This is a genomic window from Arthrobacter sp. I3 (assembly GCF_000520575.1).
GTDB lineage: Bacteria > Actinomycetota > Actinomycetes > Actinomycetales > Micrococcaceae > Arthrobacter > Arthrobacter humicola_A.
Map to the genome: position 1 here is coordinate 31,805 of NZ_KI914919.1, position 9,111 is coordinate 40,915.

At 69.8% G+C, this 9,111-nt stretch carries 6 protein-coding genes; 4 read left to right on the top strand and 2 right to left on the bottom strand.

Annotated features, from left to right (window positions below; all coding sequences use genetic code 11):
- A partial coding sequence (locus tag Y706_RS24695) for a M56 family metallopeptidase (protein WP_043435783.1) occupies positions 1-877 on the bottom strand: 877 nt, incomplete at its 3' end.
- Positions 878-883: 6 nt separating this feature from the next.
- Complete coding sequence (locus tag Y706_RS0109625) at positions 884-1,270, bottom strand: BlaI/MecI/CopY family transcriptional regulator (protein ID WP_018772400.1); 387 nt, start codon at positions 1,268-1,270, stop codon at positions 884-886.
- A gap of 319 nt (positions 1,271-1,589) precedes the next feature.
- On the opposite strand from Y706_RS0109625, the gene Y706_RS0109630 reads away from it, so the two are divergent.
- From Y706_RS0109630 to Y706_RS0109645, 4 genes are all read left to right on the top strand, one after another.
- Positions 1,590-3,185: a cytochrome ubiquinol oxidase subunit I gene (locus Y706_RS0109630; protein WP_028276429.1), complete on the top strand. Its 1,596-nt coding sequence runs from the start codon at positions 1,590-1,592 to the stop codon at positions 3,183-3,185.
- Positions 3,186-3,247: 62 nt separating this feature from the next.
- Positions 3,248-4,297 carry a cytochrome d ubiquinol oxidase subunit II gene (gene cydB, locus Y706_RS0109635; RefSeq protein ID WP_028276430.1) on the top strand — a complete coding sequence of 350 codons (1,050 nt, stop codon included), beginning with the start codon at positions 3,248-3,250 and terminating at the stop codon, positions 4,295-4,297.
- 8 nt (positions 4,298-4,305) lie between these two features.
- A complete protein-coding gene (gene cydD, locus Y706_RS0109640) occupies positions 4,306-7,971 on the top strand; it encodes a thiol reductant ABC exporter subunit CydD (protein WP_028276431.1) in 3,666 nt (1,221 codons plus the stop codon).
- A gap of 21 nt (positions 7,972-7,992) precedes the next feature.
- The gene (locus Y706_RS0109645) at positions 7,993-9,087 is read left to right on the top strand and encodes a GNAT family N-acetyltransferase (RefSeq protein WP_028276432.1); all 1,095 of its coding nucleotides are present in this window, start codon (positions 7,993-7,995) and stop codon (positions 9,085-9,087) included.
- Positions 9,088-9,111: the final 24 nt, after the last annotated feature.

Genomic DNA, 9,111 nt, shown 5'->3' on the forward strand with positions numbered 1-9,111 from the left:
GCAGGCGGCTGACGCGTGACGCCGTCGTACCCGCCGAGCCACTGCCTCCGGTGGCGCCGGGCTGGCTGGGGTCGCCGTCGGCCACGCCGGGCTCGCCGAACGCCAGGCGCACCGCGGGGGTGGCCGGGGACCCGCTGGCCACAATGGCAATCGCCCTGATCAGAGTCGCCTTGCTCTCCGTCTTGAGCGCGACGTCGTCGGCCAGCATCTCGATCAGAGAGTTGACCGACTCCTGCGCCAGCCGGGTGGTGGGCAGCCACGGCAGCGCCTGGCGCCACGCGGCGAAGGCCCACAGCAGGAGGTGGTGGCGCTGGCTCAGGTGGGCGTTCTCGTGAATCAGCACGGCACGCAACTCATCGGGCTCCAGGGCGGCCATGAGGCCGTCGGAGAGAACCGTCACGGACCGTGCGCCGCCGGGCAGGCAGTACGCCACAGGCGAGTCCACGTTCAGGACCATCGTCCCCGGGCCGTCGGAGGATGGCGACGCCAGGAGGTCCAGCAGCTCGCGGTGGCGGCGGCGCTGGCGCTGGATCTTGTAGTAGGTCAGCAGCAGGGTAAATACCAGGTGCGCCGTCAGCAGGGCCGCGGCCGAGAGCGCAAAGATGTGCCAGAAGCCCAGTTCCGTGGTGGGGGCATTGTGGAAGACCATGCCGGCCAGCGCCCGCAGGCCGGAGAGCAGGTTGTCCCCGACCGGCTCGAGCCCGTAAACGAGCATGGCGCCGATCATGGACAGGCCACCGGCCAGCGCGATCGCCTGCCACAACAGCATCGCCGTGAAGGGGGAGCGGGCCGGCCACTGGGCACGGGAAAGGAGGATAGGCGCCGGCCACGCCAATGCTATCGCCAGGACCGCCAGAAAATATGAGGTCCAGAACATCGGGCGCTAGCTGCGGCCCAAAAGCTTGCGCAGGGTTTCTGCCTCGTTATCCGTGACGGAACCAATGAACCGGGCCAGGACGGCTTCGCGGTCCGGAGCGGAGCCGAGGACCTCGTGCATGAGTTCCGCGGTGTGGTCCGCACGGCTCGAGACGGCCTGGTAGCGGTGCGGGCGGGTGCCGCGTTCGCGTTCCACCAGGCCCTTCCGCTCAAGGCGCGAGAGTACGGTCAGCACCGTGGTGACCGCGAGGTCTTTGCCCACGTGTCCGGCGCTGCCGTCCTGGGGCTGGGTGCTTTGTGCGAGGAGGTCCCGCAGCGTGTTGGCTGTCGCAGCTTCTTGGCCTGCCCAGAGCAGGTCCATCACTGCCCGTTCCAGTTCACCGAGACTTGCCATTGCGTACATCCTTCTATGCCTGCCGCGCCGGCGTCATGCTGGGAAACTGCTGGTGCCTGCCGGGGCGGTGTATGTGAATACTTCGTTTACAAATTTACCGCGTTTTGCGCATTCTTTCTACATGAAGTAGAACACGGCCGCCCGGCGTGTCGCGCCGCCGGCCCGGGGCGGCGGCACAGGGGCTTTCTTCCATTGCAGGCCGTGACGTGCCGTGGGAGTCTGAGTTACGGGGAAGCGACGATGTGTTCTACACTCTGTAGAAGAATCACTTCTACGCCACGTAGAAGTTGCTCCGACCTAGCCAAAAGTAGGGACTGCCTTGGACGCCTTGGAAATCGCACGCTGGCAATTCGGAATCACCACGGTCTACCACTTCATGATGGTGCCGCTCACGATCGGCCTCGGGCTGGTGGTGGCTGTGATCCAGACGCTCTGGTACCGCACCGGCAAGACCGAATATCTGCGCATGACCAAGTTCTGGGGCAAGCTCTTCCTGATCAACTTCATCATGGGCGTGGCCACCGGAATCGTGCAGGAGTTCCAGTTCGGCATGGCCTGGAGCGAGTACAGCCGCTTTGTCGGTGACGTCTTTGGCGCCCCGCTGGCCCTGGAAGCGCTGCTGGCGTTCTTCGTAGAGTCAACCTTCCTGGGCCTGTGGATCTTCGGCTGGAAACAGCTCAAGCCCGCCGTCCACCTGGCCTGCCTCTGGATCGCCGTCATTGGCTCCGTCTTCTCGGCCTACTTCATCATCGTGGCCAACAGCTGGATGCAGCACCCCGTCGGCGTCGAAATGGTCAACGGCCGGCCCGTCATGACCGACGCGTGGGCCGTCTTCACCAACAACACGGCCCTGGTCGCCGTGCCCCACACTCTCTTCGGCGCCCTCGCCGTCGCCGGCGGGTTCCTGCTCGGCATCGCCTGGTACCACCTGTGGCGCCGCCGCCACGACGGCATCGACACCATCGGGGCCGACGGCAAGGCGATCCCCGGCGAAGCCGCCGGCATCCTCGGCCGGGACCGCAGCGACCACACCGTCTGGATCCGCTCGCTGAGGATCGGCGCCGTCGTCGCCATGATTTCCTTCGCAGGCACCGCCGTCACCGGAGATCTGCAGGGCAAGCTCATGTTCGAGCAGCAGCCCATGAAGATGGCCGCCGCCGAGGCAGCCTGCCATGATGGCACCGGCTTCTCGGTCCTCAGCGTCGGCAACCTCGGCGCCAAGAACTGCGATGACATCGTGGCCGTGATCGAGGTCCCGGGCATCCTGTCTTTCCTGGCCAAGGGCGACTTCACCACGGAGGTCAAGGGCGTCAACAGCCTGCTGGGCGAGTACCAGGACAAGTACGGCACCACCCTGCCGGACAACCCCATCTACGGGGACCGCGCCGGACAGCAAATCCAGTACGTGCCCGTCATGGAAGTCACCTACTGGGGCTTCCGGATGATGATCGGCTTCGGCGGCGTGGCCGCCCTCGCCGCCCTTCTGGCACTGTGGGCCACCCGCAAGGGAACCGTGCCGGCCTCCCGCGGCCTCATGCGCCTGGCGGTGTTCGGGATCCTCGCACCGTTTGGTGCCAACGCGGCGGGCTGGATCTTTACCGAGATGGGCCGCCAGCCGTTCGTCGTCGCCCCCAACCCGGACCCCAGCGGCATCGACCAGGTCTTCATGTTCACCGCCGCGGCCGTCTCACCGGGAGTCTCGGCCGGAGAGATCCTGACCTCCCTCGTGGTCCTGACCTCCATCTATGCTGTGCTGCTGGTGGTGGAGGTCAAGCTCCTGGTCAAGTACATCCGCGGCGGCGTGGCCTCGGCCATGCCGGAACTTGCCCACGCCCCCGTTGACGAAAACGAGGACAACACCCCCCGGGGCGGTCCCGGCAAACCCGACGACGACGTCCTGGCGTTCGCCTACTAGGCGCCCGCCCGGCTCCCCACCACCCAGCAACCCACACGAAAAATACGCAGAGGATTCTCAGCATGGAACTGCTACCCACCATCTGGTTCGTTGCCATCGCGGTGCTGTGGACGGGCTATCTCTTCCTCGAGGGCTTCGACCTCGGCGTCGGCATGCTGATGAAGGGATTCGCCCGGAACAACACCGAACGCCGCGTCCTGATCAACACGATCGGCCCGGTCTGGGACGGCAACGAAGTCTGGCTCCTGACCGCCGGCGGCGCCACCTTCGCGGCGTTCCCGCTCTGGTACGCCTCGCTGTTCTCCGCCCTGTACCTGCCACTCCTGCTGGTTCTCGTGGCGCTCATTTTCCGGGCGGTCGCCTTCGAATACCGCGGCAAGGTGGACAACCCCCGGTGGCGCGCCCGCTGGGACTGGGCCATCTCGGCAGGGTCGTTCGTCGCGGCCTTCGGCGTCGGCGCCGCACTGGCCCTGACCACCACGGGACTGCCGCTGAACGCCAACGGCGACCGCGAGGGCGGCCCCTTTGCCTGGTTCAGCGGCTACGCCGTGCTCGGCGGACTCGCCGTCGTCGGATTCTCCCTCCTGCACGGCCTCGGGTTCCTGGCGCTGAAGACCGACGGCGAGGTACGCCACCGGGCGCGGGCCTGGTTCGTCCGGCTGCTGCCCGTGCTGCTGCTGCCCATGGCCGGCTGGGCGGTGAGCCTCCAGCTCCTCAGCGGCGAGGCCTGGACCATCGCCGCCGTGGTCGCCGCCGTCGTCGCCGCGGTCCTGGCATGGAATTTCGCCCGCAAGGGGGCCGAAGGCCGTGCCTTCATGTCGCTGGGTGCATTCCTCCTGCTCGGCAGCGCCGCCATCTTCGGTGCCGCCTTCCCTGTGGTTCTTCCGTCCACGCTGGATCCCGCGTTCAATCTCACCGTCTCCAACGCCTCGTCCTCGGACTACACCCTGGGCCTGATGAGCATTGTGGCCTGCATCGGGCTGCCGCTGGTCCTGGCGTACCAGGCCTGGACGTACTGGGTGTTCCGGCGCCGGGTGAGCGCAGCGCATATCCCGGAGGCGCACAGCTTCCTTCCCGCGATCGCCGCCAAAGCGCTGGCACCGAAGGACTAACTTCCCAGATGAGACCGTTCCCCGCCGGCCCCTCGACCCGTTCCGCCCTCTACCTGCTGGGACTGCTTGCCGCCCTCAAGGCGCTCTCGCTCGTGCTCATGGCGCAGGCCGTGGCTTCGATGCTCGCCGGGCTCGCCGCTCATGACCCCGCCTGGGCAGACCAGCTGGTTCTGGGCGCCGCGGGGGCAGTGCTGCGCTCACTGACGGTATGGGGCCAGTCCGTGGCCTCACGCCGGGCGGCGCTCGGAGTGAAGGAGGAGCTGCGCTCGCAACTGCTGGAGCAGGCGCTCAGGAACGGCACGCGGTCTGCCGGGCCTGCCGACGGCGGCCTCGCCGTGCTGGCCACCCGGGGGCTGGATGCCCTGGATAGCTACTACACCCAGTTCCTGCCCGCGCTGGTGAACTGCGCGGCCATTCCGCTGCTGCTGGGCGCCCGCATCCTGTTCGCCGACTGGGTCAGCGCCGTGGTGATTGTGCTGACGGTGCCGCTGGTGCCGCTGTTCATGATCCTGATCGGGCGGTACACCGAGGAACGTGTCAGGGACGCCCAGTCCGCACTTGCACGGCTCTCCGGGCACATGCTCGAGCTCGCCAAAGGCCTGCCCGTCCTCGTGGGCCTGGGCCGGGCCTCAGCCCAGCGCCAGGCGCTGGAGGACATGTCCGAGGAATATCGTTCCCGGACCATGGGGACTCTGCGCACGGCCTTCCTCTCCGCCCTGGCCCTGGAGCTCATCTCGACGATTTCCGTGGCGGTCGTCGCCGTGTTCATCGGCGTCCGCCTGGTCCACGGCGACATGGCGCTTGAGGCAGGGCTGCTTGCGCTCATCCTCGCTCCCGACTGCTACCTTCCGCTCCGGGAGCTCGGCACCGCACACCACGCCAGCGACGACGGCCGGGCAGCGCTCGCCGAAACCACAGCGGTCCTCGCGGACCCCGGAGCTGCGCCCCTGGATCCGACGCCGGCCTCCGGTCCTGCTGCCGGCCCGCCCGCCGTCACCGTGGACGGACTGACCGTCCGCTTCGGCGGACGCACGGACGCCGCCGTCGGACCGTTGAGCTTCACCGCCGCCGCCGGCCAGATCACGGCACTCGACGGTGCCAGCGGCGCCGGCAAGAGCACCGTGCTCGGAGTCCTCGCCGGGACCATCGGGACGGATGCGGGGACCGCCGTGTCCGGACGCCTCGGAGGATTCACGACGGCGGAGGTCGCCTGGGTGCCACAGCACCCCGTCATGGTGGCCTCCACGGTGCTGGACGAGATCCGGCTGTATCTCGGCGCTCCCGCCGCCGACAACGCCGCGGCCGGCACCGAGGCGGGCGGCACCGACGTGGGCGCGGAAGCCGATGCGGCAGCGAGGTGCCTGGCGGCCGTGGGCGCGGGGCACCTGGCCGCCAAGCACCCGGCCGAGCTGAGTCCGGGGGAGCTGAGGCGGGTTGCTCTGGCCCGCGGGCTGGCGAGGATCGAGGCCGGCGCCCGCGTACTGCTCCTGGATGAACCCACCGCCCATCTGGACCGGGGATCGGCCACACAGGTCAATCGGGCCCTCGCCGGGCTCCGGGGAAAGGTCACCGTGCTGCTGGTTGCGCACGACCGGCACACCCGGGACCTTGCCGACACTCTCGTCGCGGTGACGCCGGGCGCCGGCGGCCACCACGGCGGTGAACCTCCGGCCCTCGTCCCGCCCCTGCCGGCAACCGCCGGGGGAAAGCCGGGCGTGCAGGCGGCGGCTATCCGGGCGCCCTTCCTCGTGGACGCCGCGGCGCCGGGCCACAGCCAAAGCCAAAGCCCAGGCCCAAGCCCGACCCCGGATAAGGATCCGGCTCCGGGCCGCCCCGAAACCGGCACCGCTCCTGCCGCCGCCGCCGGTTCGGCCAGCTCAATCGGCTCCGGCTCCGGCTCCGGCGCGGCCGGCCCGTCCGGTTCGGTCCCTGCCCAGCTGCGTCGCCTGCTGGCCCCGGTCAAGGGCCGGTTCGCCGCCGCCGGAGCTGTAGGCACGTTGGCGGCCCTGTTCGCCGTCGCCCTCGCGGGGCTGTCCGGCTGGCTCATCATCCGGGCCAGTGAACAGCCGCCCATCCTGTACCTGCTCACCGCGATCGTCGGCGTGAGGTTTTTCGGCGTCGGCAGGGCGTGCCTGCGGTACTCCGAGCGGTTGCTGCTGCACGATGCCGTGTTCGCCGCCTTGACCCGACTCCGGGGCCGGCTCTGGGAGTCGCTGAGCCGCCGCGCGCTGTCCCTGCGCCGGCTCCTGCAGGGCGGCAACGTACTCGGCACCGTGGTGGACGACGTCGACACGGTCCGCGAGCTTTTGCCCCGCGTCGTGCTGCCGCCCGTGACCGCCATCGCTGTGGCCGCGGCCGCAGTGGCCGGGATCGGGCTGCTGCTTCCCGCTGCACTGCCTGCCGTGGCCGCCGCAGCGCTGCTGAGCATTGTCGTTGCCCCCGCCCTGGCGTTGGCCGCCGACCGCATGTCCGCCGGCACCGAACAAAACCTCCGTTCCGGCGTGCTCCGTCACGTTGCCGCTGCCCTGGACGCCCGCGCAGAACTGCACGCGAACGGCGTCAGCGCCCCCGTGCTCGCTGCGATTGGCCGGGCGGACCGGGCCGCGACGGCAGCCTCACAGCGGTCGGCATGGGCGGAGGGTCTCGGCCAGGCCCTGACCGTCCTGGCCTGTGCCGTGGCCGCCCTGGCCAGCGCCGTGCTGGCCGCCCCGCTTGCCCTGAGCGGCGCGGTCGAACCGGAGACTGTTGCCGTCGTCGTCCTCGTGCAGCTGGCCCTGGTGGACCCTTACGCGGCCATCACCACGGCCGTGCGGCAGTATCCCGCGCTCCGCGCCGTGATGCGGCGGATCAGCGCGGCAGGAGTCCTTGAGACGGGAGCGAACAGTGACGCGGACGGCGGCGCCGCAACGGGCGGACTGGTGCCCGTGGCTTCGCGGCCCGGCGGCCGGCCAGGGATTGAACTCGTAGACCTCGCTGCCGCGTGGCCTGGCGGCGGAAATGTCTTCAGCGGACTCACGGCCGAGGCCGGCCCCGGGCGCTGGCTGGCCGTCACCGGCGCCTCCGGCTCCGGCAAGTCGACCCTGCTGGCCACGGTCCTGGGGTTCCTGCCGGCGGCCGGCGGCCACCTGTACCTGAGCGGACGCGCCGCCTGGTGCCCGCAGGAGGCACACCTGTTCGACTCGACCATCCGCGGCAACCTTCTCCTGGCGCGGCCGGAGCCAGCTCCCGCCGGTACAGACAGTGCGCAGCGTGGACCCGGCGGCGCCGTGGTGGCCAACGGGGACGAGCAGATGCGGGCTTCCCTCGACGCCGTCGGACTCGGCCCGATGCTGGCCCGGCTCGAGGACGGCCTGGACACCCGGATCGGCCCGGGCGGGGCCTTCCTCAGCGGCGGAGAGCGTACGCGCCTGGCCGTTGCGCGCACGCTCATGACCGGGGCCGACGTCATCCTGCTCGATGAACCGACGGCGCACCTCGATGCCGAGTCAGGCAGGCTCATGCTCGCCGAATTGCGCGACGGGCTGCGCGACCGGACCGTTGTCCTGGTCACCCACAACCCGGACGATATCGACGCCGCGGACACCAGACTGGACCTGGACGCCGCAGCCGCGGCTGCCGCCACGGGCGCCGCGGGCGAGGGTCCGGCGACGGCGGCCGTGCTGGCGCGCGGGTAACCCGCCTATTAGCCTGTTGCCATGAACCGCAACGGCGAGCTCCACCCCCGGCCCGCACTTGACCCCCGGCTGTCCTGGCGGCCGGCGGAGCGCCGCGACCTCGACGCGTGGGCCGGCCTGATTGCCCGCACGGCCGCCGTCGAGCAACCCGTCTGGTTCGAGCGCCAGGCGGACCTGGAACAGATCCTTGAGTCGAAAAATAACCCGGTAACGGCGAACACCATCATCGGCTTCGATCCGGAGGGCGTTGCCCGGGCCTACGGCCGGATCACCAAGAACCGTGACGGTGACAAGGCGAACGGCTCCGGCTGCGTTGACCCGGAGTGGCAGGGGAGCGGGATCGGCACCTCGCTGCTGGGTTGGATGGAACAGCGGACCAGGGACCGCTTTGCCGAGGACGCACGGCCTGCCGGCACGGTTGGGGATGCCGGCACAGTTGGGGATGCCGGGACAGCTCGGGCGGCCGGCGATGCGGGCGGCGCCGGGGGCGTCCCGTGCCCGAGACTGCGGCTCCATACCGAGCAGCAGCACCAGCACCAGGCCGCCTTGTTCGCCGGTTCCGGCTACGGCATTGTCCGCTATTACAACGAGATGCACCGGCCACTGACCCAGGCTGTGCCTGAATCCTTCCTGGACCCCGGACTGGAGCTCGTCACTTTTGGGCCGGAGTTGCATGAACCGGTGCGGCTGGCGCACAACGCGGCATTCCGGGACCACTGGGGCAGCGAGCCCCGCGACCAGGAGGGTTGGGGCTTTGTGGTGAATGATCCGCAGGCCCGGCCGGACCTGAGCGGCGTCGTGCTGGACCGTTCTACCGGCACGGTGGCCGGGTACCAGTTGGCCACCCACGACGTCGAGGCCGTCCTGACCCGCGGCTTCCGCGAAGGCTACACGGAGCTCCTCGGCGTCCGGCGGGAGTACCGTGGCCAGGGCATCGCGCAGGTGCTCTTGGCCGATGCCATGCGCCGCTTCGCGGCCGCGGGCATGGACGTGGCGTCGCTGGATGTCGACTCGGAGAACCCGACCGGGGCCCTCGCGCTCTACATCAAGACGGGCTATGTGGCCGTCAACCGGAGCATGGCGTGGGACAAGGAGCTTCAGCCGGCCGTGCCGTAGGGGCCGCCTCAGGGAACCGCAGAC

Excerpts from the sequence above, each read along its gene's own strand:
- cydB (WP_028276430.1), top strand. The coding sequence starts at position 3,248 with ATGGAACTGCTACCCACCATCTGGTTCGTTGCCATCGCGGTGCTGTGG.
- Y706_RS0109625 (WP_018772400.1), bottom strand. The coding sequence starts at position 1,270 with ATGGCAAGTCTCGGTGAACTGGAACGGGCAGTGATGGACCTGCTCTGG.
- Y706_RS0109645 (WP_028276432.1), top strand. The coding sequence starts at position 7,993 with ATGAACCGCAACGGCGAGCTCCACCCCCGGCCCGCACTTGACCCCCGG.
- cydD (WP_028276431.1), top strand. The coding sequence starts at position 4,306 with ATGAGACCGTTCCCCGCCGGCCCCTCGACCCGTTCCGCCCTCTACCTG.